At 58.9% G+C, this 24,028-nt stretch carries 20 protein-coding genes and 1 pseudogene; 12 read left to right on the forward strand and 9 right to left on the reverse strand.

Features of this window, described 5'->3' with window-relative positions; translation table 11 throughout:
* Positions 1-137 precede the first annotated feature (137 nt).
* The 6 genes and pseudogenes from U9R25_10700 to U9R25_10725 all read left to right on the forward strand — a co-directional run bounded on the left by U9R25_10700 (position 138) and on the right by U9R25_10725 (position 8,158).
* Positions 138-473: pseudogene (locus tag U9R25_10700) on the forward strand (haloacid dehalogenase-like hydrolase).
* 320 nt (positions 474-793) lie between these two features.
* On the forward strand, positions 794-1,678 hold the full coding sequence (locus U9R25_10705) for a DUF4332 domain-containing protein (protein MEA3336370.1): 885 nt from the start codon (positions 794-796) through the stop codon (positions 1,676-1,678).
* Between the two features lie 170 nt (positions 1,679-1,848).
* A complete protein-coding gene (locus U9R25_10710) occupies positions 1,849-4,176 on the forward strand; it encodes a hypothetical protein (protein MEA3336371.1) in 2,328 nt (775 codons plus the stop codon).
* Positions 4,177-4,235: 59 nt separating this feature from the next.
* The gene (locus tag U9R25_10715) at positions 4,236-4,790 is read left to right on the forward strand and encodes a DUF308 domain-containing protein (protein ID MEA3336372.1); all 555 of its coding nucleotides are present in this window, start codon (positions 4,236-4,238) and stop codon (positions 4,788-4,790) included.
* 141 nt (positions 4,791-4,931) lie between these two features.
* The gene (locus U9R25_10720; GenBank protein MEA3336373.1) at positions 4,932-7,517 is read left to right on the forward strand and encodes an ABC transporter substrate-binding protein; all 2,586 of its coding nucleotides are present in this window, start codon (positions 4,932-4,934) and stop codon (positions 7,515-7,517) included.
* Between the two features lie 5 nt (positions 7,518-7,522).
* The gene (locus U9R25_10725; GenBank protein ID MEA3336374.1) at positions 7,523-8,158 is read left to right on the forward strand and encodes a DUF4337 domain-containing protein; all 636 of its coding nucleotides are present in this window, start codon (positions 7,523-7,525) and stop codon (positions 8,156-8,158) included.
* On the opposite strand, the gene U9R25_10730 is transcribed toward U9R25_10725, so the two are convergent.
* From U9R25_10730 to U9R25_10770, 9 genes are all read right to left on the reverse strand, one after another.
* Positions 8,153-9,565: a hypothetical protein gene (locus tag U9R25_10730; protein MEA3336375.1), complete on the reverse strand. Its 1,413-nt coding sequence runs from the start codon at positions 9,563-9,565 to the stop codon at positions 8,153-8,155. The genes U9R25_10725 and U9R25_10730 overlap by 6 nt on opposite strands.
* 1 nt (position 9,566) lies before the next feature.
* A complete protein-coding gene (locus U9R25_10735) occupies positions 9,567-10,640 on the reverse strand; it encodes a Gfo/Idh/MocA family oxidoreductase (GenBank protein MEA3336376.1) in 1,074 nt (357 codons plus the stop codon).
* 8 nt (positions 10,641-10,648) lie between these two features.
* On the reverse strand, positions 10,649-11,806 hold the full coding sequence (locus tag U9R25_10740; protein ID MEA3336377.1) for a Gfo/Idh/MocA family oxidoreductase: 1,158 nt from the start codon (positions 11,804-11,806) through the stop codon (positions 10,649-10,651).
* A 97-nt stretch (positions 11,807-11,903) separates the two neighbouring features.
* Entirely contained in the window at positions 11,904-12,689 is a 786-nt protein-coding gene (locus U9R25_10745; GenBank protein ID MEA3336378.1) for a hypothetical protein, read from the reverse strand.
* A gap of 38 nt (positions 12,690-12,727) precedes the next feature.
* Entirely contained in the window at positions 12,728-13,780 is a 1,053-nt protein-coding gene (locus U9R25_10750) for an NAD-dependent epimerase/dehydratase family protein (protein MEA3336379.1), read from the reverse strand.
* 63 nt (positions 13,781-13,843) lie between these two features.
* The gene (locus U9R25_10755; protein MEA3336380.1) at positions 13,844-14,185 is read right to left on the reverse strand and encodes a cupin domain-containing protein; all 342 of its coding nucleotides are present in this window, start codon (positions 14,183-14,185) and stop codon (positions 13,844-13,846) included.
* A 301-nt stretch (positions 14,186-14,486) separates the two neighbouring features.
* A complete protein-coding gene (locus U9R25_10760) occupies positions 14,487-15,263 on the reverse strand; it encodes an ABC transporter ATP-binding protein (GenBank protein MEA3336381.1) in 777 nt (258 codons plus the stop codon).
* 75 nt (positions 15,264-15,338) lie between these two features.
* Positions 15,339-16,499, reverse strand: a complete 1,161-nt coding sequence (locus U9R25_10765; GenBank protein ID MEA3336382.1) for an MtaA/CmuA family methyltransferase — start codon at positions 16,497-16,499, stop codon at positions 15,339-15,341.
* Positions 16,500-16,511: 12 nt separating this feature from the next.
* Positions 16,512-17,213 (reverse strand): GntR family transcriptional regulator, encoded by a 702-nt coding sequence (locus tag U9R25_10770; GenBank protein ID MEA3336383.1) that lies wholly within the window; start codon positions 17,211-17,213, stop codon positions 16,512-16,514.
* Positions 17,214-17,494: 281 nt separating this feature from the next.
* Here U9R25_10770 and U9R25_10775 point away from each other — a divergent pair, with 281 nt between their 5' ends.
* The 6 genes from U9R25_10775 (at position 17,495) to U9R25_10800 (ending at position 24,000) form a co-directional block, all read left to right on the forward strand.
* Positions 17,495-18,274, forward strand: coding sequence for a 3-ketoacyl-ACP reductase (locus U9R25_10775; protein MEA3336384.1), 780 nt, complete (start codon positions 17,495-17,497; stop codon positions 18,272-18,274).
* A gap of 42 nt (positions 18,275-18,316) precedes the next feature.
* The gene (locus U9R25_10780) at positions 18,317-19,762 is read left to right on the forward strand and encodes an NADH:flavin oxidoreductase (GenBank protein MEA3336385.1); all 1,446 of its coding nucleotides are present in this window, start codon (positions 18,317-18,319) and stop codon (positions 19,760-19,762) included.
* A gap of 116 nt (positions 19,763-19,878) precedes the next feature.
* On the forward strand, positions 19,879-21,480 hold the full coding sequence (locus U9R25_10785) for a CoA-transferase (protein MEA3336386.1): 1,602 nt from the start codon (positions 19,879-19,881) through the stop codon (positions 21,478-21,480).
* 23 nt (positions 21,481-21,503) lie between these two features.
* On the forward strand, positions 21,504-22,313 hold the full coding sequence (locus tag U9R25_10790) for an enoyl-CoA hydratase-related protein (GenBank protein MEA3336387.1): 810 nt from the start codon (positions 21,504-21,506) through the stop codon (positions 22,311-22,313).
* Complete coding sequence (locus tag U9R25_10795) at positions 22,310-22,969, forward strand: fumarylacetoacetate hydrolase family protein (protein ID MEA3336388.1); 660 nt, start codon at positions 22,310-22,312, stop codon at positions 22,967-22,969. Before U9R25_10790 ends, U9R25_10795 begins: the two co-directional genes overlap by 4 nt.
* The gene (locus U9R25_10800) at positions 22,966-24,000 is read left to right on the forward strand and encodes an alcohol dehydrogenase catalytic domain-containing protein (GenBank protein MEA3336389.1); all 1,035 of its coding nucleotides are present in this window, start codon (positions 22,966-22,968) and stop codon (positions 23,998-24,000) included. Before U9R25_10795 ends, U9R25_10800 begins: the two co-directional genes overlap by 4 nt.
* Positions 24,001-24,028: the final 28 nt, after the last annotated feature.

Here is a 24,028-nt window from a genome sequence, read left to right on the forward strand (position 1 = left end):
CCATGCAACCTCCTTGAATCCGGGGTTGGCGGGGAAAAACATGGGTGTCACCCTGATTTTGGGGGCAAGTGAGAGATTGTCGATCAGATAATGCTGGATGGGTTGGTTGCCCTGGAGATTGTTTCCATATGCGCGAGGATGGGCCGGTTCTGGTGCGGCTGGCCGAGATCAACCATATCGACGACAAGGAAGGCAAGCCGGTTGGAATCAACCGCTATATCGGCCGGCGTCCGTTGCTCGCCTTCGGTAACTCCGACGGCGACCACCAGATGCTGCGATGGACAGCTGCTGGCGACGGTCTGCGTTTCATGGGTATAGTACACCATACCGATGCCGAGCGCGAATGGGCCTATGATCGCGGGGCAGATTTCGGTGGCCTTGACAAGGCCTGGGACGAGGCTGTTGAGAAGGGATGGACCGTGGTTGACATGAAAAATGATTGGCGGCGGATTTATCCACCACCGAAATCATGATATGCTGACAATATGACATGCCAATATGCCAAGATGTCAGGATGTCAAAATACAGAATCATGACATGCTGATATAGTGACGTAGGATTGTACTTACAGGCACATCCTGTGGTAGAATATGAAAATCGCCGCAAGGTGCAATCCGATCTGCGCGAGCGCCTCAAGGCGCAATTCGCAGCGGAAGGTATCCAGTTGGTGTTGCCTCAACGAGGTAGTTTCAGGAATAACGGCTTTTACGTCCCATGGCACAAGGCCCTGGCTGTGCCAACCACAACCACAATGAATGTTTCATCAATCTAATTTCTATTTTGGAGGTTACTCATGACTCAACGCAATTTGCAACCGGTACAACGAGAACGCAACTGGGCGGTCTACATCCTGTTTTTCCTGGCCGTCATCGCTGGCATCCTGGCATTCGTCGATGCCGCTCGCTACATGGGCTGGCTGCCCATCGCTACGTTTGGCGAACTGAAATTCGTGTTGCCTGACGCCAGATGGTTTGCCGCCCTGATGTCTGCCCTGGTAGGCGTGATCTGGTTCGTCGTGGCCAAATGGCTGTGGGATCTTAATCCCTCAGGTTGGCTGTTCGTAGTGGTGATCGCTGTGATCAACCTGATCTTCCTGTTCCTGTCGATTCTGGGCAAGACTACCTTCAGCGACGTGCTGATTCCGGTCATTGTCAACGTTCTGGCATTGATCCTGGCGTTGCTGCCGAGCACCAAACAGGCTTTCATTCCACCGTTGCCCTCGAAGGACGCCGTTCAGGATGCAGCCGACAGGACCGCGGCAGCCCGCACTGCTTCCGTTGCGGCTACGGCCGACAAGGTTGCTGACAAGGCAACCGACGCAACCGCCACTACTGGCGCAGCTGTCGCCGATGCAGCAGATGACACGGCAGATGCCGTTACAGAGTCAGCGGCTGCAATCGCGGCTGCCGCCGAAGCAGTCGATGCCGCTCCCGGCGTCGATTTGACGCAGATCGAAGGCGTTGGCCCCAAGATCGCTGAAGTGCTGCGAGCAGCCGGTATCAATTCCTATGCCGAGTTGGCAGCTACTTCGCCCGAGGAACTGCACAAAATCCTGGCCGATGCCGGCATTTCTGCCAAGCCCGATACATGGCCCTCGCAGGCCCAGCTGGCTGCTGCAGGGCGCTGGAAGGATCTCGAAGCGATCCAGGCGCAACTGAAGGGTGGGCGGACAGCCTGACAGGCCAGTTGGGCGACCCTGACGGTCGCCCTGGCATAACCCGTCACCCGGGGCAGGTGTCTTCTTGGCACCTGCCCTTGCACTGCCCAGCCCAGGCGAGCGCATCTGAAGATAGTTGTGCATACCTGGGCTGGTGCAAGAAACCTCTGCCTTTACACCGGAGAAACCCAATGGTTAAAAATACAGCTCAAGGCGAGACTCCTGCCTACTTGCAGGAGGAGAACCCTGTCGGTCCGGACTGGCTGAGTCCCGGCTGGCGCAAGTTTTTTACGGTCCTGCTGGGTATCGTTTTTTTCCTCTCCTTCCTGGCCTTCACCCTGGGGCTCGCTGTGCGGCGAGATATACTGAGTCCCACGCTTTATAGCGAAGCGCTGGCGGAAAACAACATCTACGAGCGGGTCTACACCGACCTGTTGGCCGATCCGGCGGTACAGGATCAGGTCGCGGAGATCACAGGAATCGACATCGACTTGATCGTGGGTGAGGCATATGCCCAGGTGGTAAGCGCGCTTTACCTGATCCTGCCACCGGCAAGAATGCAGGCAGCCACAGAGCAGTTTTTCACCAGCCTGACCTCCTATCTTTCTGGTGAGACAGAGCAGTTAGAGGAGAATCTGGGCCTGGGTGCTGCGCTAACGCCGGAGGTTTTGGCGGACCATGTGGTGAAAGCAGCGACGGCAGCAGCTGTAGAGGCAATTGACAAGACTACCCCGATCGTCGAACGCAGGGCTGAGAAGTTGGTGGAGGAAGAGCTGGTCGCGTACATGGACCAGATCAGCCAGGGCCGGTTGGGGCCGATTCCGAACCGGCTACTCAGAACCACTGTTGCCGGCCTCTCTCTAGCCGCAAGTGAGCAGTTGGTCGATCTACTGCTGGGACCGGCTGCAGAAACGGCCAGCGACCAGACTCGTCTGCAGATCGAGGCCGCGCTGGCGGCGGATGATCTGCCCAGCGCCATATCGTTTGCCACAACGGCGCGGCTCCAGCTCCGGGTAAGCGACGCGATCACCAGGGCAGAGCCGAGGCTGGCCGAAACGCAGGCCTTGATCGGGATATCCGGCGCCGCGCAGGCCATCGGCGAGACGCGAGACTCTCTGGTCGCCGGACTGAACACAGTACGGGGTTACGCTGGGATACTGCAGGCGGCGCTGATTCCGCTGGCTATTATTATGCTGGTGAGCCTGTTGCTGATCGGGTGGCTGAACAGTAACAGCCTGCGTTCGGCGCTGCGGGCGGTGGGATGGACCCTGTTTGCCTCCAGTGGTGTGGTGCTGCTTGTCTGGCTGATCGCTGGATTCTTCCTGCGTTCAACCCTGCAGAGCAAGCTGGCAGCGGCCCAGGTGGGCACGGCCAGCCTGGACAGCATGATCGACGATGTGCTCGGTTCCCTGGCGCGCGGGGTGTGGGAGTCGGTTTGGGGCATCGCTCTTTTTTGGCTGATCCTTGGACTGATCAGCCTGGCCTTTGGCTACAGCGAAAAACTGCTGGCGTTCCTGTATCGTTTGCTGGCGCCGGTGTGGGAATACAAGTGGCGGGTGTTGGCTGGTCTATTGGGCCTGTTCGTGCTGGTACCGCTGGTGTGGAACCTGTTCACCGCTGACAGCCGGGCTGCCAATCAACCCTGCAATGGCCATGTCGAGCTGTGCGATCGCCCCATCAACGAGGTCGCCTATGCTACCAGCCACAACTCCATGTCCATCGCCGAGTATGGCTGGGTGTGGCCGATGCACGATGGCACGATTAGCGAACAGCTGGAGGCCGGAGTCCGGGCGCTGCTGATAGATACCCATTACCTGGACAATGAGGAAGCCAGGGAAGAGCAGATTGCATCGTTGTCCGGTCCGGAGGAAAGGGTGGCCCGGCGTGCCATCAACATCTTCGTGCCACCCGATCAGGACGGCACCTACATGTGCCACCAATTGTGCGGGTTTGGCTTCACCGTACTGGACGATTCTCTGGGTGAGATCAAGACCTTCCTGAACGAGAACCCAAGGGAAGTACTTTTCATCGTCATCCAGGACGAGATATCGTCAGAGGATACGGAGCAGGCAATTGAGCAAGCTGGCCTGGTGCCGACGATCTATTCGCATCAGGAGGGTGAACCCTGGCCCACCTTGCGGGAGTTGATCGATCGCAACCAGCGCTTGATCGTGATGGCGGAGAACGAAGGCCCGCCACCGGAATGGTATACCAATGTCTGGAACTCAACGGAGGAAACGCCCTACACCTTCGTGGTACCAGAGCAGTTCAATTGCGAACCTAACCGGGGCGACACCGGCAAACCCTTCTTCCTGCTGAACCACTGGATCCAGCGGGGGTCCCCCAACCGGGTGGATGCGGCCATCGTCAACGAGTATGATTTCCTGCTGGATCGGGCAGAGCAGTGCGCCGAAGAGCGGGGACAGATTCCCAACTTTGTGGCCGTGAACTGGTATGGGCAGGGCGATCTCTTTGGTGTGGTGGATACACTGAACGGCGTCGACCAGGGGACCGAGTAGAGTGATCGATAAGCGAAACAATTGAGCAAGACTTACATACAAGACAAGGAGAACTGATCATGACTGCAGTGGCTGAAAGCCATTCTTCCAGGTGGTGGATCCCCCTGTTACAGGGGATCCTATCTATCATTGTTGGTATTATGTTCCTGATGAAACCAATCGCAACCTCGGCCACCGCCGTGTTGGTGTTGGGAATCTATTGGCTCATCATCGGCGGGTTCGACCTCATCAGTCTCATCTGGAATCGCACCGCCTGGGGATGGAAGCTGTTCACCGGTATCATCGGTATCCTGGCAGGTGGCCTGATTGTTAGCTCGTATTTCGGCAACAGTGCCATGCCACTGGTCGACGTGCTGGGTACAACCGCGGCAGTGGGCCTTGCCCTCTCGGTCGTGCTAGGAATCCTGGGCATCCTCTACGGCATTTTCGCCCTGATTGGCGCCTTCACCGGCGGCGGTTGGGTGGCCGGTGTCCTGGGTGCCCTGGGCGTCGTCTTTGGCCTCATCATCCTCTTCAATCCTGCCCTGGTTGCTCTGGGATTGCCCTTTGTGATCGGTATCTGGTTACTGGTCAGCGGTGTCTTCCTGATAATCAGTGCCTTTCGTTTGCGCTGACCTGGCTGCTTCCAGAAGACCGCGGACCGCAGACGACGGACGGCAGATGCTTGTTGGCAAGAATCAGCCGCGGTCGGTGGTCCGCGGTTCGCGGTCCTCTTGGATAGCGGGTACTAATGGAGTCTGGTTGATCCTATCTCAATGAACGTTTCGACCGATGCAGTGGAACTGACAAACCGGGCCATCGAGGCTCTATCGCGAGGCGACCATGTGTCTGCACGGGCGGACCTGGTCGCATCGCTGCGCCTGGATCCAGACAACGAAAAGGCCTGGCTATGGCTCTCGGAGATCGTCGACAGCGATGAGGAGCGGCGCTATTGCCTGGAAAAGGCAGTGGCGATCAATCACAGGAGTCTGGCTGCCCGGGCGTTGCCTGACCTGCAGGACGCGGACCCAGAAGCTCCCACTGAGTTGAAATCACTGGACGAGCCTCCGGCGCCGCCAGATCTGGCAGCTTTGCCCGATCCTCACGCCGAACAGGTAAGGCGTTGGGAATGGGTGGCGATCCTGGGGGTCCTTGCGCTGCTGGCCGCCGCAGCACTGGTCTTCTTTTTGAGAAACGTACCGAGGACAGAGGGCAGCACCATTTACGTCGCTCTTGTGGCACCACTGACTGGCGAGCGCGCCAGCGTTGGGCAAGAGATGCGCTACGGAGTCGAAAGCTATTTCGCCGGTGTGAACGAAGCGGGCGGGATAGATGGGCAGCATGTCGAGGTGTTGGTATACGATGATGCCAACGATCCCGAACTGGCCCGGCAACGGGCGCAGGAGGTTGTCGAGGATGGCCGGGCCCTGCTGGTGATCGGTCACAGCACCAGTAGCGCCTCCCTGGCAGCCGCACCGATCTACCAGGCCGCCGGTTTGCCGGCCATCAGCGGCAGCGCCACAACCGATTCGCTGACGGTCGATTATCCCTGGTATTTTCGCACCCTGTTCAACAACAGTCAACAGGGTCAATTCCTGGGGGCCTATGCAGCCTTCATACTGGATATGCGCCGGGCTGGCGTCGTCTACAGCGATGATGCCTACGGACAAAGTCTCATGGACGACTTCATCGATGAGTTCGGCGAACGGGGGATTGTGCCTTACCGCTGGGCATTGGCAGCGGATGCCGGGGAACAAACTGCGGTCGTTGAAGAAGTCATCGATGAGGCGACTGGCGATCATCCGCCGGAGGTGATATTCCTTGCCGTGCTGGACCAGGACGCCCGTGACCTGATCGTGGCGCTGCGCCGTGCTGGCTTTGAGGGTTTGATCATCGGCACCGATTCGGTGGGCCGGCCTGCCTTCCCACTCAACTTCGTGGACGAAGCTGAGGAGAGGGATCAACCTGGCTTCTTCACCACGAACCTCTTGGCAGCTTCGCCACTGATATTCGATACGGCAACGGCCGAGGCTCAGGATCTGGCGGCCGATTATCAGGCGGACCTGAGCTCGTTCCCCAGTTGGACCGTGGCCAAGTATTACGATGCCGCGTTATTGGCGGCCTACGGTATCGGGCAGGCCGACATAGCGGACGACGCGGTTGCAAGCGAGATTACCGGCGAGCGCATTCGTGATACTATGGCATCTGTGAACTCTTTTGAGACGGCGTTGCAGGGCATCAACGGTCCGCTCTACCTGGATGAAGAACGAACCGCCGTGCAACCGATGGCTATCGGCACCTTTGCCAACCGGATTTTCCAGTCGGCGCCCACTCAGTTGATGCCGCTGCTCGACCTTCGCGATCTTGACCTGGTGGAAGAAGCGCAAGAAGGCCTGCTTCTGCGGATAGGTGATCAACTTGTGCGGGTGGTTCGCGTGGTCTATTCCGGCATGGAGATCAACGAGATCAGTGACGTAGACCTGAGCGACTCCTCCTATCTTGTGGATTTTTATCTGTGGCTGCGCTTCACTGGCGACGAGCAGGCAGCGGACATCGTGTTCAGCAACGCGGTGCAAGGTGGATTGACACCGGGCAGGCCCATTCGCGCTGATGTGTACGACGGCGTCAACTATCGATTGTATCGGGTGAAGGCCAGATTCAGGGAACCTTTTGATTTTCGGGACTACCCCTTCGACCAACAGAACCTTACCGTGCGCTTTCAGAACGAAACCGCGACCCGCGATCAGATCCTGTATGTTGTGGATAAGCCAACTGACTCAGAGGATGTCGAGGGGCTGGCAGTTACCGTAAGCGTGCCCGATTCTTTTCCTGCCATCGCGAGCTGGATCGTGCGGGGAATCGTGCTGTTCCAAGATGTGGTTCGCACCGACTCCTCCTTTGGTGACCCGAGACTTGGCGATGAGGATGTGCGTGTCGAGTACTCCCGTTTCAACGCGGATGTTCGGTTGCAGCGAGATGCTTTGGGCTTTCTGGCCAAGCACCTGGTGCCCTTGCTGTTGTTGATTTCGCTGCTGTACGCCAGCCTGTTTGTGCCCTTCGGTACCGGTCTGGTGATTCGGGTCAATCTGGCAACCATCAGTATCCTGACCAGCGCAGTGCTTCTGGGAAATATCTCCGACCGTTTGCCGGATATCGGTTACACGGTGGCCATCGAATATGGGTTCTATTTTTTCTTCGCGCTGGCCCTGGGCGCCGTGGTTGTGGCAATCATCGGCAATCGCTGGAGCGTAGAGGGTGAAACGACCAGGATCAGGCAGCTAAACCTCTTCACCAGATTTCTTTTTCCCGTCCTGGTTTTTGCCGTGGTACTGGTCTACGTAGTTCAGTATGCGGTTAGGTAACCAATATGATAGACATCGAAGAGATTCAGGAGTTTGCTGAAGCACACAGCGGTGGAAAGCGGGATGACGAGCAATTTCGCACCTGGACTGCTGTGTGGATTGCTGTGTTAGCCGTACTGCTGGCCGTTAGCAGCCTTGGTGGCGACAACGTAGCGGAAGAGGCGATGCACAACAATATTCGGTCCAGCGATACCTTTGCCTGGTATCAGGCCAAGAATATCCGCCAGACCCAGTATGAGCTGGCGGCGGCCGATCTGGAGTTGTCCTTGCTCGGGCAGGCCGATGCTTTGACCCCAGCCCAACGGGAGGCGATCGAGGCCCAACTGGCCGGTTTTCGTGCTACCATCGAGCGCTACGACAGCGAACCCGACCCAGACGATCCGCAGAATCCGTTGAAGGGGGAGGGCAAACGGGAACTACTGGCCCAGGCGCTGAACTACCAGTCGCAGCGGGACCATGCCTTCGCCCAGGATCCCAATTTTGACTATGCCCATGCCTTGTACCAGATTGCCATTGTGCTGGCGTCCATTGCCATCGTTGCGACGTCGCGCGGGCTCCTCTATCTATCCATCGGGCTAGGGGTTGCGGCCACAATCCTCACGGTAAACGGTTTTCTTCTGCTGGTGCCCTTGCCTCTATAACCGCCACCCCGCCTCGACCGCCGCCTCTGGCATCGTCCGCTCAATTTCGGCCAACCGGTAGCCAAATCCAGGCCCCTTGATCGTCGCCAGGTCGACCTGGCCCCGGCGCCGCCTGTACAGGCCCGGATGCACCCGCTGCTCGGGCCGCGATGCGTCAGGGTAGAATTGCATGGCATTGGTTTCGACGCCCATGATCGTGCCGGCCTGGGCGGCCAGTTGTACATGGGAAATCTGGGCCAGCATGGGGTTGGTTAAATCCTGCACCATGAGGGTCATACCATGCGCCCTGGCCCAACAGAGACTCATCAGGGCGCCTGTTTGGGTTTTGCAGGTCTTCAGGGCAACCCCTGTCCAGCCCAGGCTGTGGCCCAGCCGCACCAGCCTCCAATCGTGCGCGCTCTCGTCCATGAACAGGGGTTTGCGGGCGGAAACGCTGTGAACGTCGATGCGGTGAGCTTCCAGATCATAGGGGAAGGGCTGCTCGACGTACAGGATCGTGCCGTAGAGGCGCGGCTGTTCGACAAGCAGTCGATCCAGGATGGCGTTGACGTACTGCGGGTGACCCACTGTGCAGTTGAAGTCAGCGCTCAGCCAGAGCACGCCACTGGCCCCGGCGATCTGGCCCACCCCGACCAGACGATCGTAGTCCCAGTCCTGGTCGTCGCCCCGTAGTTTCACCTTCAGGCAGCTCAACCCATCCCGGGCGATCCAGTCGCCCAGCAAGACCGGGTAGCCATCGTCGGGCTCGTCGCCGGTCAGCTCCTCTTCCTCCAGTGGATCGAGTCCGCCCACCAGATGCCAGGCCGGCAGGCTCGTCGGCGGGTTTGGATCAAGAAACCGAGCGGGATAACAGCCCGAGAAATCAACGTCACTGCCCCTGGCTGGTCTCAGGAAGGCGGACAGATCACGGTTCATATGTTCCGGCCCATAGGTCTGGTACACCGGCATGTCAAGCAGGTTGCCAAAGGCATCGTGCAGGGCGATGTCGAAGGCTGAACAACAGACCAGCGCCGCCAGCCAGGGCATCGGTTCCTGTTCCGTTTGGCCGGCGTTGTGCTCTGCGAGCAGGCGAGGGAGTTGGTGTTCCAGGAAGGCGTAGCCGACTTCGATGGGGTGCCCCGGCTCGGCGGGCGTCACCCAAGCGCTTGCCAGCAGTGTGCTGAAGTCGAGCAGCTCCTGGTAGCGTTTGGTGTACGAGAGGCTGCTGGGCCAGACCCACTGCACGCTCAGCGGCGTCTCTCCCCACCCAGTGGCCACCCTGCCCTGGCGATCTTGCACCAACATCTCTACCCGCGCGACCGTAACACTGGTCAGCGTCTCCGGGCCGAATTTAAGTGGCACACGGGTTTTGACCGGTAAAAAAAAGAGTCTGGTGGCAACAGGAATAATGTCACTTGATCTGGTCATGTCATGCCACCCGTTGCGCCATTTCCTGGGCTTGAATGGCCAGTTCAATGGTCTTGAAGGCATGGGCCTGCGTCTGGGCGTTCTCGGTCCGGTTCAGGCAGTCCAGGATCAACTGCCCGAAGAAGGGGAATCCCACCTGTCCGTGCAGCGCCAGGTGTTGTTCGCCTTCCTGGTTGACCAGGTAGAGGTGGTCGCTGGAGGAATCGCGGGCCACGTCGATGTATTTGCGAAGTTCGATGGTGCCATCGGTGCCGACGATAAAGGTCCGACCATCGCCCCAGACCGGCAGTCCATCGGGGGTGAACCAATCGACCCGGAAGTACATCGTCGCGCCATTGTCGGCCAGCAGCGTAGCGTCGCCAAAATCCTCGAAGCCAGGATACTGCGGGTGATGGTAGTTGGCGATCTTGCTATGCAACACGGTGGCATCCCTGGCGCCCGCATAGAAGAGGAACTGTTCAATCTGGTGGCTGCCGAGGTCGCACAGGATGCCGCCATATCGCTCAGGATCGAAAAACCAGTCTGGTCGGGAGGCCAGGTTGGCCCGGTGAGGCGCCAGGTTCACTACCTGGATCACGCGGCCGATCGCACCCTCCAGGATCAGGTCACCGGCAAACAGGGCAGACTCTACGTGTAGACGCTCCGAGTAGTAGACTGCGTATTTGCGGCCAGTCTCAGCGGTGGCCGCGCGTGCAGCAGCCAACTGTTCGCCTGTCGTCAATGGAGGCTTGTCGACGAAGAAGTCCTTGCCCGCATCCATGACGCGCAGGCCGACTCCACAGCGGTCGGCCGGGACCGAGGCGCAGGCCACCAGTCGAATGTCCGGGTCGGCCAGTACACTCTCTTCAGACGGGGCGATCTGTACCTGGGGAAAGCTCGCCTGGAATCGGGCCACCCTGGCTGGATCGGGATCGCTGACCCAGGCCAGTTCGGCGCCGGCCTCGATCAGTCCGTTGCACATGCCGTAGATGTGGCCGTGATCGAGGCCGATGGCCGCGAAACGGAATTCGCCAGCTTCGACCACCGGGTTGGGTTTGCCTGTAGGAGCGTAGAACATGCCATCCTTGCGTTGCATTGATCCTCTCAACTTTCGTAGCTGGAACCCAGGGTAATGGCATCGTCGGCGAAGCCGGCGACGCTGCGGGTTTTTTCGTGGTAATGGGGGGCGTTCTTCAGGGCGCTTTCCCGTGTGTAGTAGGGCGAGTCGGCAGGCAAAGGCAGCGCGACCTGTTCGCCGGTGAAACCAGATTGATAGATGGCCGTGACCAATTCGATGGTGTTGCGGCCCTGCCAGCCATCGACCAGCAGCTCATCCTGCCCTGCCAGCACGGAGAGCACGTTATCGATCTGGGCGAGATGCCCTTCATAGGCCAGGTCAGGCAGGCTGTTATAGAAGTCATCGATTTCGCCGGCGGTCTCCGGGTCGGGAACGGGAAAGCCGTTATCCCGCTGGGTGGAGGCAACTACCTTCCAGGGCACAGCCACGCTGGCCCGTTCACCTTGAAAGGCCAGGCGTTGCTCTTCCCCGTGGTGTACCAGGGACGCGGTTATCTGGCCCAGCCGGCCATCGGGGTAGCGCGCTACTGTCAGGGAGAAGTCCTCCACCTCCGAGTTTTCGTGGTTCAGGTTGGACACCACCGCTTGCAGATCGGTTGGCATACCCATCATCCACTGGAAGAGGTCGATGTGATGGACGGCGTGGTTCATGGTGCAACCGCCTCCCTCTTTATCCCAGGTGCCGCGCCACCACAGGTTGTAGTAATTGCTGCCGCGCCACCAGTAGGAGTCGACCTGGGCGTGGACGACCCTGCCGATGATTCCGCTGTCGAGTACCTTCTTAAGTTTCATCAGCGGCGTCTTATAGCGGTTCTGGGCCACCACCGAGAGCATTCGCCCGCTGCGCCCGGCCGCCTGGAGGATGGCATCGCATTCCTCCAGGGTCGGAGCCATCGGCTTTTCCAGCAGCACGTTTACGCCCGCGTCGAGAAGATCGATCGACGCTGATGCATGGAGGTAGGGGGGCAGGCAGACGGACGCCAGATCAGGCGTCTGGGCGTTAAGCATCTCCTGCCAGGAGGTGTAAATGGGCATATCCAGGCCATAACGGGCGGCCTTCTCTTCTGCCCGTGCCAGATGATGGTTGACCAGGGCCGTGATTCGGCAGCGTTGGCCGAAGTGCTGAAAGGCCTGGATATGGGTGTCCGAGATGGCACCGGTGCCGATAATTGCTACGCTTATCATGGGTTTATGCTATCGGTTGCCATGTTGTTTATACCTCGGGGCTGGATTGTTGATGCCATTGCAGATCAAAAGATCAAGGCAATGCCATCTGGTGGGATCATATCCGAACAGTAGCCTGGAGCCCGCCCTGGACAGGCTCATCAGATACGACGTAGATATAGCCGCCGCCACAGCCTGAGTACATAGCGCCAGGATAGCGAGCCTGGTAGTAGTGCAGAATGCCCATGAGATCGATGGTGATGGTCGGGTGGCGCACGGTGTGCGGGAGAATGGTTTCCCAGCAGACCATGCAATCGTTCATGGATGCACCCAAGGTGTGGGCGTCTTTGGCGACGATGGCATCGAAACAGTCTTTACCCGTCTGCCCCAGACGTTGGATCCAGACAGGGTCCAGGTTCTTGACGCCAAGTGGGTTGTAGCCAGCTGGACGTTGCGTTATGGGCACCATGTAGATAATCTGTTCCAGCCAGCGCGCCACGTCGGGCCTGGTGTTTGTTTCGACATGGACCGGAAAATAACCGCCATCGCAGCTGTAATCGAAATCAAGGCGATTGACGCCGGGATAAATCAAGCCGGCCATATCCTGCGAGCCGGAAGGCTCTGGCCGGTCCGCATTCTCCGCCTCGTACAAGACCTGTACCAGCGCAGCCGGGTTGGCATCCGGTAGACCACCAGGCCATAGTTTTTGGGCGACTTTTCGGGTGCTGGTACCCATGCCACAACGATCCATAAATCGGCAGGTGGGTTCGATCGACACGACGACCATCGAGCCGGGCGGTGAGGGGTTGTGCTCCGATACAAAGGGTTGGTCGATCCAGCCGCCGGCAAATGCCATGCGATAAGGCATCTTGCCGATGACGTCGATGATCTTAGGAACTGCCATTGTCGTCTTGGTCCCCTTCTTTCCCTCGTTTTCCTCAGTTATTTCTCATCGGCAGCAGGCGTCGGTAAACCAGCGGCACGATCAGCATATTGCTTATTGATCCAGGTATAGGTGCGAGCCATGCCCTTTTCCAGCGGTAGATTTGGCTGCCAACCCAGCACTTCCAGGATGAAGGTATTGTCGCTGTTACGTCCGGCCACGCCGCGAGGTGCATCCAGTTTGTATTCACGCTCCAGCTCGACGCCGGCAATTTCTTCGATCATGCTGACCAGATCGTTGATGGAGATCAGTTCGCTGGAACCGAGGTTGATCGGGGTGGCGATCAGGTCATCGCAGTGGGTGATCATGTCCACCCCCTTCACACAGTCGTCGATGTACATGAAGCTACGGGTCTGGCTACCGTCGCCCCAGATGTCGATTTCCATCACGCCGCTGTCCTGCGCTTCGATGACCTTGCGGGTCAGGGCCGCGGGGGCTTTCTCGCGGCCGCCATCCCAGGTACCGTTGGGTCCGTAGACATTGTGGAAGCGGGCGATGAAGGTCTTCATCTTGCGTTCGGCCCAGTATTCCTGGCAGAAAATCTCAGAGATCAACTTTTCCCAGCCATAACCACGCTCGGCGTTGGCGGGATAAGCGTCCGATTCTTTGAGTGCCCGCACGTTGGGGTCTTGCTGGAGATCGATGTTGTAGGCACAGGCGGAGGAGGAGAAGAAGTAGCGATCCACCCCGGCATTGTACGAGGCTTCCAGCAGGTGGGTGTTGATGAGGATGCTGCGCAGGCACGCCACCCGGAAGTTCTCGATGAAGCCCATGCCACCCATATCGGCGGCCAGATTGTAGACCTCGACAGCGCCTTCGACTGCACGAACGCAATTGTCACGATATTCCAGGTCGAGACAATTGCTCTCGACGCCGGGCACTCGCTGGTACCACTGGCAGAGGGGCTTTTTGTCGATGGCGCGGATGTTGGTGAAACCCTGATCGGCGAAATAGCGGGTCAGCGCCCCGGCGATGAAACCACCGGCGCCAGCGATAACGATCAAGTCGTCTTTGTTGCGCATTGTTGCCGCTGTAGGATTGTTTTGGCTCACGGTTGGATTCTCCAAATGGCTCAAGCCTGACTATTGATCGGGATAGACGAGCTAACAGCTGGCTCAGTCGAACCACTCATCCTGCGGGTCGAAGGCCGGGATGGCTGTGAGCGCGACCCGCAGATTACCGACGGCCCGATGGCGGCAACCTGGCTTGATCAGGACCGCAGAATAAGGCTTGACCGGCAAGAGCTCGCCGTCCAGTTCCATGAAACCTTCACCCTCCAGGATGAAGTAAATCTCGGTGATCTTTTTATGGTAATGGACCTGGGCATCCTCCTGAACATCCAGCAGGTGAAAGGTCGCCGTCTGGTCCGGATCGGCGGTAAAGGCCCGCCGGGTAAGTCCGCAGGGGCAGTGAATGGGAGACATCTGGTCCATCTGTTCAATCTGGAATTGATTCATGGCAGTGTTGTTTCCTAACCTGGATGACTGGAGTTACGCACTTGGCAAAATTCGGGTCAAATGACATCCTGAGCTTGTCGAAGGGCGGCATTTGACCCGTTCGCACACTTCGATTGCTCTCTCCGGCCCCCCTAACCCCCCAAAGGGGGGAACTCCGGGCACATCACCCCCCTCCGGGGGGCCGGAGGGGCTGTCCGGATGCCAACACGAGAGCAATGCCACTTTGAAACCAATGGTTTGTGAGATGCTAGCGCGGCATGGATGACTGCTTACAAACTTCTGGTTTCTATCAGGAATCACTTTAGTCCAGGTCCAATACACCGCTGGCCTGGAAGATCTGGCGGATATGGCTGGCATAGTCGTTGAATTTGTCGGGCAGGTCATCCAGCCGTCGTGGCCGGGGCAGGTCGATGTCGATGATCTCGGCAATCTGGCCCGGACGCGGCGTCATGACGATCACGTGATCGGCTAACAGAACTGCTTCCGGGATACTGTGGGTGATCATCAAGACCGTATTACGCTTTTCCATCCACAGATGCTGGATGTCCATGGAAATCTGTTCTCGGGTCAGGGCATCCAGCGAGCCAAATGGCTCATCCATCAGTAACAACGGTGGATCGTGGACCAGGGCGCGACAAATAGAGACGCGCTGTTTCATGCCGCCTGAGAGTTCGTAGGGCTGCTTGGTTTCAAATCCTTCGAGCCCGACATCCAGCAGCAAATCCCGTGCCCGGGGTTCGTAGGTGGCCTTGTCCAACTTACGGATGTCGATCTGAAGCATGACGTTGGAGAGCACGTCGCGCCAATCGAGCAGCACAGAATCCTGGAAGATGATGCCCAGGTTGGTTTGGGGCTCTTCCACGCGTACGCCATCGATAGTGATTTCGCCGCTGGTGTAGGGGACCAGGCCCGCCAGCATTTTTAGAATGGTCGTTTTGCCGCAGCCGCTGGGGCCAACGATGGCGACGAATTCCGACTCGTTGATGTCAAAGCTGACATCGTCCACGGCCAGGATGGTATCATCCTTTGTTAGATATGTTTTTTCGACATTCTGTAATCGAATGAATGCTTCGGTCATGACCAACTGCCAATCGAGATTTCCGCACGGGGCATCCTGTGCGGGATGCCCCGTGCGGTTGCGATCCCTGCGCTGCTACTCCGCGGGCATGTAGGGTGGCTCAGAGATGAAGTCGTTGGTGAAGAAGACGTTGATGTCCTCCTCAGGCTTGAAGCTGGCGAACTCTTCCAGCAATTGCTGAGTGGCCGTCCAGTCCTCGACCGCGGACCAGCCGATGGGTTTTCCTTCTGAATTCGGCGTGTGCAGCAAGGTCAAGGAGCCTTCGATCTCAGCGAGGGAGAGGGGCACGTCGAAGCCGTAGAGCTCGGCCTTTTCTGCGAATATCTCGGCGGCCTCTTCCGGATGGTCCTTGGTGTATTCCCAGGCTCGCTGGGAAGCTCGCACGAAGGCCTCGACGGTCGGGACGTAGCCTGCCATCGCCACCTTGCCTTTCAGGTGCGTGCGCGCCATTTCTATATCCACACCTTCGTCGAAGCTGTAGCAGGTGGTGCCGGTTTCGGCGATGTAGGGCAAATGATTGGAAGACTTGCCGCAGATGTGCATGATCGTCGGTCCGTGGATGCCTGCACACAGCCGTTTGTGGTAGGGAAGAATGAAGTCACGGTAGGTGTCAGGCGAGATCAAATCTCCGGAACAGGTGGCCTCACCCAGCAAGATGGCGTCTGCACCTGCGTCGAGCTGGGCGTTCGCGTACTGAATTGCCAGCCCGGTCAGTTGATTCATGACCCGGTGAACATTGTCAGGTTCCGTAATGATCCAGGGGAAAAGATTGGGAAAACCAAACAGTTTTGCCGACAGAGCGAAGGGCCCAACGATGGACGAGAGAACGGCCACTTCCCTGTCATAACGATTACGCAACTGGCTAATCGCTTCCAGGACGATCGGCACCCGGCAGCGGTCAAGGAAATCTTCGGGGATGGCCAGCTCATCGGGATCGTTCCAGATGGGCACGATATCGGTTGGCAAGGTGTCCAGGGTACCGTAGTCGATCTCCATGCCCAGTACCTCGACCTCGACCGTCATACCGAAGGGCAGTTTTATCGCCTCGATACCACAATATTCCCAGATCGAGGCCGCCAGGCCGGCCAGTTGGTTCACATCGCTGTGGGCGTCCGGGTAATAGATGCCGGCCCTCTCCATCATGCTGACAGTGATGCCGGTGACCACGGCCGCCACAGGGGGACGATCTACCGGTTGGTGAAGCAGGGCATTGAGGAAGCGGGTCTTGGCGTTCATGGCCTGTGATTGTCAGAAACTCAGATCCCAAATGACGGGCACCTGTTCGTCGGAGTAACCAGAACGGTGCAGGTAACTGATGTAATCTCTCAAGGCTGAACGATTATGATCGCGGACAACGGCTTCCAGGCGGTCGGCATCCTGGGCCTTGATGGCATCCAACATCTTCCAGTGGTCCTGGTGGGCCTTTTCGATGCGCTTTCCGAACACGTCGTCCAGATAGTGCCTGCGTACCCTATCCCAGTGGAGCAACATGTGCGCCATGATCTCGGCGACGAGGGTGGCGCCTGAGCATGTACAGATCAATTGGTGGAATTGGGTGTTTGCCTGGGACCAGCGGTCGGGATCATCAATCAGATCATCCATCTCCGTCAGGAGCATTTCGACTTCGGCCAACTCATCATCACAGATATTGATGCAGGCCATGCGACCGCTGATGATCTCCGCAGTTTCCAGCAGGCCGAAGATCTCAGTGATCATGCTCGGTTTCAGATCGGCAACCATCACACCGGTGTAGGGGCGAATGACGACGAAGCCTTCCGATTCCAGCTGTTGCATGGCCTCCCGAACGGGGATGGGGCTGATGTCCAGGTTGCGCGCCAGCTCGTCGATGACCAGTGGCGTGTTAGGTGCGAATTCCCCCTCGACGATGCACGCCAGGATCCACTCGTAGACCGCTTCTCTTTTGCTCCGGGCAGCCAATTTCGTCGACATGAGATTGCTTTGCCAAACCTCTTAGTTTGCAATACAATATATGATATAGGATACATTGGGCAGGGTATTTTGTCAAGCGCTATCCCTCGACCCATTGGTACCTTTCGAGTCAGATTCTTGCCCACTGGACAGGAAAATTGGCCACGAACCTAACAAGGATGTACCGCAGATCTGTCTGAATGAACCGCAGATGACGCAGATCAATCATAAAAAGATCAGCGCCGGAGGTCTGCGTAAATCAGCGTTCCTCTGGCTTGTTCAGGTTAGGAGGCCTGCGAACCATGACAACAGACCGGGTTGCCCTTGTCACAGGAAGCAGCCGGGGGATTGGCCGGGGCATCGCCCTGGCCCTGGCGGCCGGTGGCTGGCAGATCGTGATCAATTATCACAGCAACAGGAAAGCCGCCGAAACCACCCGCGCCGATGTGATCGAAGCGGGTGGCGACGCGCTGGTCGTGCAGGCTGATACGGGAGACCTGGACAGCCTTGACGGGCTGGTGGATGTCACCTTGGCTCATTTCGGCCGAGTCGACCTGCTGGTCAACAACGCCGGCGTGGCGCCTCGCCAGCGCCTGGATGTTCTGGAAACCAGCCCCGAGAGCTATGATGAGGTCATGGCCATCAACTTACGGGGCCCCTTCTTCCTGACCCAACGGGTGGCCAACGAAATGATCGATCTGTTGGAGGCGGGCGTGATTGTTACTCCTAAGATCGTCAACATCAGTTCCATCAGTGCCTACACCAGTTCGACCTCGCGGGCCGAATACTGCATCAGCAAAGCAGGCATGGGCATGATGACGATCCTGTGGGCGGATCGACTGGCCGAATATGGCATCAACGTCTACGAAATCCGCCCTGGCATTATCGCCACCGATCTGACCTCGGTGGTCAAAGATAAATATGACCATCTGATCCTTGAACAGGGCTTGACTCCCATCCGCCGTTGGGGACAGCCGGAGGACATCGGCAAGGCGGTGGTCGCCATAGCAGAGGGTCTGTTCCCCTTTTCGACGGGTGAGGTTTTCAATGTGGACGGTGGTTTCCACATGCACCGGCTGTGAGTAATTGACAATCGCCAATTGATAGTTAAACAAGGAGCGAGTATGAGCACCAGTTATCCCCGCATCGCCCGCCTCAATACAGCCGAGAAATTCCGGGCGCATATCGATCATCTGAACATCCACTTGCCCTTCGACGAGGAATTGCAGCCTGCGCCGGATGGCCCATTGGCCCAAACATTTGTGCTGAAGACCGGCCGGGTCATCGGCAACCGTTTCTGCACCCAGCCGATGGAGGGCTGGGATGGCACGGTGGATGGTTGGCCCACCGAAAACACCCATCGCCGGTGGGCCAACTTCGGCCGCAGCGGCGCCAAGTTGATCTGGGGAGGGGAGGCGGTGGCGGTCCGCCATGACGGGCGTTCCAACCCCAATCAGCTGATGATCAGCGCCGGGGCCCATGCCGGTCTTAATGCTCTGCGCGAGACCTTGCTGGAAGCGCATCGAGCCACATTTTCTTCGGTCGATGATCTGGTGGTTGGCCTGCAACTCACCCACTCGGGACGCTTTGCCCGGCCCAATGTCAAAACCCGCCTGGAGCCGATCATCCTTTACCACCATCCCGTGCTGGATCCCCTGTTCGACCTGGACCCGGCGTTGCCCGTTATGACAGACAACGAGATCGACGGCCTGATCGCTGATTTTGTGAGAGCAGCGGTTTTGGCAGCGGACGCCGGTTTCGATTTCGTCGATATCAAACATTGCCACGGTTATTTGGGACACGAGTTCCTCAGCGCCTACGAGCGCCCTGGTCGCTACGGCGGTAGCCTCGCTAACCGTAGCCGGTTTCTGCGGGAGATCGTGGCTGGCATCCGCCGGGATGCACCCGACCTGATGATCGGGGTGCGTCTCAGCGCCTTCGATTTCCCCCCCTTCCGTCCCGGGGAGCAGGGCGCGGTCCCGCTGTGGCTGGATGGTCAGCAGGGCCAGTATCCCTTTGGCTTTGGCGGCGACGACGATGATCCCCTGGCGATCAATGTGGATGAGACGGTGCAGTTCCTTCGCCTGGTGGAGTCGCTGGACATCCAGCTGGTCAATCTCTCATGCTGCAGTCCCTACTACAATCCGCACTTCAGCCGGCCAGCCTATTTTCCACCCTCCGATGGATACCCGCCTCCCGAGGACCCGCTGCTCGGCGTGGCCCGGCAGATCAACAACGTGGCTGACATCAAGGCCCACTTCCCCGATCTGGGGCTGGTGGGCACCGGCTACAGCTATCTGCAGGAGTGGCTGCCCAATGTGGCCCAGTACGCGGTGGGGCATGACAGGGCCGATTTCATCGGCCTGGGGCGCATGGTACTCTCCTATCCGGAGATGCCTGCAGATGTTCTGGCCGGCCGTAGCCTGGCCCGCAAGCGCATCTGCCGCACCTTCAGCGATTGTACCACAGCGCCGCGCAATGGCCTGGTCTCCGGTTGTTACCCACTGGACGATTTCTACAAGGCCACGCCGGAAGCTGTTCAGTTGAAGGAAATCAAGGCGGGGACGTAGGGGCGAGGCATTCCTACTTCCATCTACCTGGACCATGTTAGCCCATCAAACCTGCATTTCACTCTGACCAGGCAACCTTTGAGAATGCCTCGCCCTTACATATTCAGGAGGAGTCCGTGCAAATAATCTCTTTCAAGCAGGCCGCCGATCTCATCCACGATGGCGACACCATCCTGATCGGCGGGTCCGGGGGCGGGCACGCGGTGCCGGAGGCGCTGATTGCCGCGCTGGAAGATCGTTTCCTGGCAACGGCTACGCCCCGGCAGATCACCCTGCTGCACCCGGTTGGACTGGGCGACATGGACAGCCAGGGCGTGGGACGCCTTGCCCACGCCGGCCTGTTAAAACATATCATTACCGGGGCGTTGGTCAATACGCCTGCCATACAGAGGATGACCCAAGACGACACCGTTGAAGCCTATACCCTGCCCCAGGGAGCGCTCTCGCAACTGATGCGCGAGATGGCGGCTGGCAGACCGGGTCTCGTCTCGCACGTGGGGCTGCACACCTTTGTCGACCCTCGCCACGGCGGGGGCAGGCAAAGTCCCTCAGCCCGGGAGGACCTGGTTGAGCTGGTGACGCTGGCGGGGCGGGAATGGCTATTCTACAAGCCCATCCATGTAGACGTGGCCTTTCTTCGGGGGACCACCGCCGATGAGAATGGCAATATCACCATGGAGCGAGAGGCGGTGTTCGGTGAGATGCTTTCCATGGCGCAGGCCACGCGCCGGGCGGGCGGCATCGTGATTGCCCAGGTACAGCGGCTGGCTCAGCGTCACAGCCTGCATCCCAAAGATGTCAAGGTCCCCGGCATGTTGGTGGACCTGGTGGTGGTCGATCCCGATCAGCGCCAGAGCTATGTGACCGACTATGATCCCTCGTTTGCCGGTGAGCTGCGGGTGCCGCTGGAAGCGATCCCGACTCTGCCCTTCGATGCGCGCAAGGTTATCGCCCGGCGGGCTGCCACCGAGCTGTTCCCTGGCGCCATCTGCAATCTGGGCGCGGGTGTGTCCACAGGCATCGCCAACGTGGCTGCCGAGGAGGGTTTTCTCGACCAGATCGTGCTCACCAACGAGCAGGGCTTGATCGGCGGGGCGCCTGCTTCCGGTGTGGATGCCGGGGCTGGCATGAACTATGACGCGATGATCGACCAACCCTATCAGTTCGACTTTTACGATGGCGGCGGTCTTGATCTGGCGTTCCTTTCCTTCGCTGAGGTGGATGGTGAGGGCAGCGTCAATGTCAGTCGCTTTGGCGATCGCATCATCGGTGTCGGTGGCTTCCAGAATATCGCTCAGAACGCCAAAACGGTCATCTTCAGCGGTACCTTCACTGCCGGCGGGCTGCAGATCGATTGGCAGGATGGGCAAACGGTGATCCACCAGGAGGGCAGGTTTCCCAAGTTCGTTGACCAGCTTGGACAGGTGTCCTACAACGGTGGCTATGCTGCCAGCCTGGGGCAGAGCGTTTTATTCGTCACCGAACGGGCGGTGTTTCGGCGACAGGCGCAAGGCCTGGTATTGATGGAGATTGCACCAGACGTCGATCTGGAACGGGATGTTCTCGGTCAGATGGGATTCGCTGCCATCGTATCGCCCGACCTGAAGCAGATGGATCGCCGCCTGTTCCTACCGGAGCCGATGGGATATGCCAGCGATCTGCTGGCCAAGCCCCGGCTGAATCTTCCTGGCCGGTTGAAGGACGCCGGACTTGTTTAGGTCACTTACCTGGAGAACTGCTCATGTCAAAATCAAGCAAGGTATCCACTGAAGCGGAGAGAATTGAAGCGTTTGCCCTCTCTTTTCCGCGCCCGGCTGTGGCGCTGGCCCAGATCCAGTCGAAACCGCTGGGTGTTCTGCGCTTTGCCGTTAAAAGGGCGCTGCAAGAGCGGCTGTACCAGTTGGAGGGGGATTCCGATATCCGCTGCCTGGTGTTGACCGGGGTAGATAGAGCCTTTTCGGTCGGCTCCGACATCCGGGATTTCAGCCAGGAGGTCGGCTGGTTGCTGGAGAACGACTATATTGAAGCGGGCCTGAACGCAGCGCTCGAAAACTCCCGACTACCCATCATCGCCGCCCTGAACGGCTTCAGCCTGGGCGGTGGGGCTGTGTTGGCCCTGGCCTGTGACATTCGCATCGCCGCCGAGTCGGCCAGGATCGGTTTCCCCGAGGTCAATGTGGGCGCGTTTGCCTCTGGCAGTGGCACCCAGCGATTGCCACGGCTGGTGGGTCGCGGCCGGGCGCTGGACCTGTTGTTCACGGGGCGCACGATCTCTGCTGAGGAAGCGCTGCAGTACGGTCTGGTGGAATACGTAGTTCCCGACGATGAGTTTCTGCCCTTTGTTCTGGACTACGCTGAAAGCATCGCCCGGTTGTCAGGGCCGGTGCTCGCCGTCACCAAACGCTGCGTAACGGTGGGGCTGCGCGACGGTTTCGAGGCGGGCCTGGCTGCCGAGCGACAGGGGCGCGTCGAGACCGGACGGGGAGCCGATGCTCTGGAAGGACGAGATGCCTTTCTCGAGAAGCGCTCTCCTCTCTTCAACCAATCATGATGGTATTCGACGGCTTTGCCACCCCGGGCAAGATCATCTGTGTTGGCATGAACTATCCGACTCCGGGCAGGCCCTCCGTTGCCATGCCCTATCCTGTGCTCTTTCTCAAAGCCAGCAGCACTGTGATCGCTCCTGGAATGCCCATCCAACTGCCGCGCGCCAGCCAGAAGGTGTTCAGTGAGGGGGAAGTAGCGGTCGTGATCGGCAAACAGGGCAAACACATTGCCAGGGATCGGGTCTGGCAGCACATCGCCGGCTTGACCATTGCCAACGACGTGGGCGCGCAGGAGCTGGAAGGGCGCACCTCACAATGGCAGACGGGCAAGCTGCCCGACACCTTTCTGCCGCTCGGTCCCCGTCTGGTGCCGCTGGCAGAGATCCCCGATCCCGCCAATCTGGAAATCCGGCTGACGATCAACGACCGGCTGGCGCTTCAGGGAAACAGCAGCGCCATGATATTCGATATCCCTGCGCTGGTGAGCTACATCTCGGGCCTGGCGACTCTCTTTCCTGGCGATGTATTGGTCACCGGTAGCCCCAAGGGCATAGGCGACCAGCCTGCGCCTCGATCAATCATCCGGCCCGGCGACACCGTATCGATTACGATCACAGGGTTGGGTACCCTCACCAACCCTGTGGTTCTGGAGGCAACATGACCCGAACCCGACCGATGGCCATCGTCAGCGAGCCAGGGAAACTCATAGTTCAGGAGGTCCCGCTCCCTGCCCTGGGACCTGGCGAGGTTTTAATCCTGGTCAAGGTGGTGACCATCTGCGGCAGCGATCTCCACGTCTTCAAGGGCAAACATCCGTCGGTGAAGTTGCCGGTCCCTGTAGGGCACGAAATCGCCGGCGAGATCATCGGCGTGGGCGGTGCGGTGACGCGGGTATCCCTGCACGATCGGGTTGCCGTGGAGCCGGTACTTGTCTGTGATAGCTGTCTCTTCTGCCGCCAGGGTGATTATCACCTCTGCAGCAATATCAGCTTCCAATACCGGCAGGGGCAGGGTGGTTTCACCCCCTATTTCGTGGCCGACCAGCGTTGGGTGCATCGCTTGCCCGACAACGTCTGCTATCTGGAGGGTGCGCTGATCGAGCCGCTGTCGGTCTGTGTGCATGCGGTGCGCCGGGCAGATCCGGTTTTTGGCGATCAGGCCGCCATCTTCGGCGACGGCCCCATTGGGCTTTTTACGCTGCAAGTGGCGCGGTTGGCCGGCCTGTCTCCGGTTTTTCTGGCCGGAATCCAGGAACCCCGGCTGGCGAAGGCCCGGGCACTGGGGGCAACAGTGGTGAACAGCCTGCAGACCGATCCGGTCGAGTTTATCCGGCAGCAGACCGGCGGACTGGGTGTGGCGAGCACCTTCGAGGCTGTGGGTATCCGCCAGACGCTGGTGCAGTCGTTGCAGGCGCTGAAAAAGGGAGGCACGGCGGTGCTTGTGGGCTTGTTTGAGCAAGCTGAGGTGTCAGTCCCGGCCAATATCTTTGTTCAGCAGGAGATCGGCCTGCTGGGATCTCAGGGCTACGCCTGGGATTTCCAGCGATCGCTGGCGCTGGTGGCGGAGCGCCGGGTGAAGTTAGCCGAGATCGTTACCCACCAGTTTCCCCTGGACGAGGTGCAGCGGGCCTTTGACCTGTTGATGGCACCCGATTCTCCGGCGATCAAGGTCGCTGTCATTGTGGATGGGTGAAATTTAGTTGTACATAATGCCGCGACCT

The organism is Chloroflexota bacterium, from assembly GCA_034717495.1.
In the GTDB taxonomy this organism is placed as follows: domain Bacteria; phylum Chloroflexota; class Anaerolineae; order JAAEKA01; family JAAEKA01; genus JAYELL01.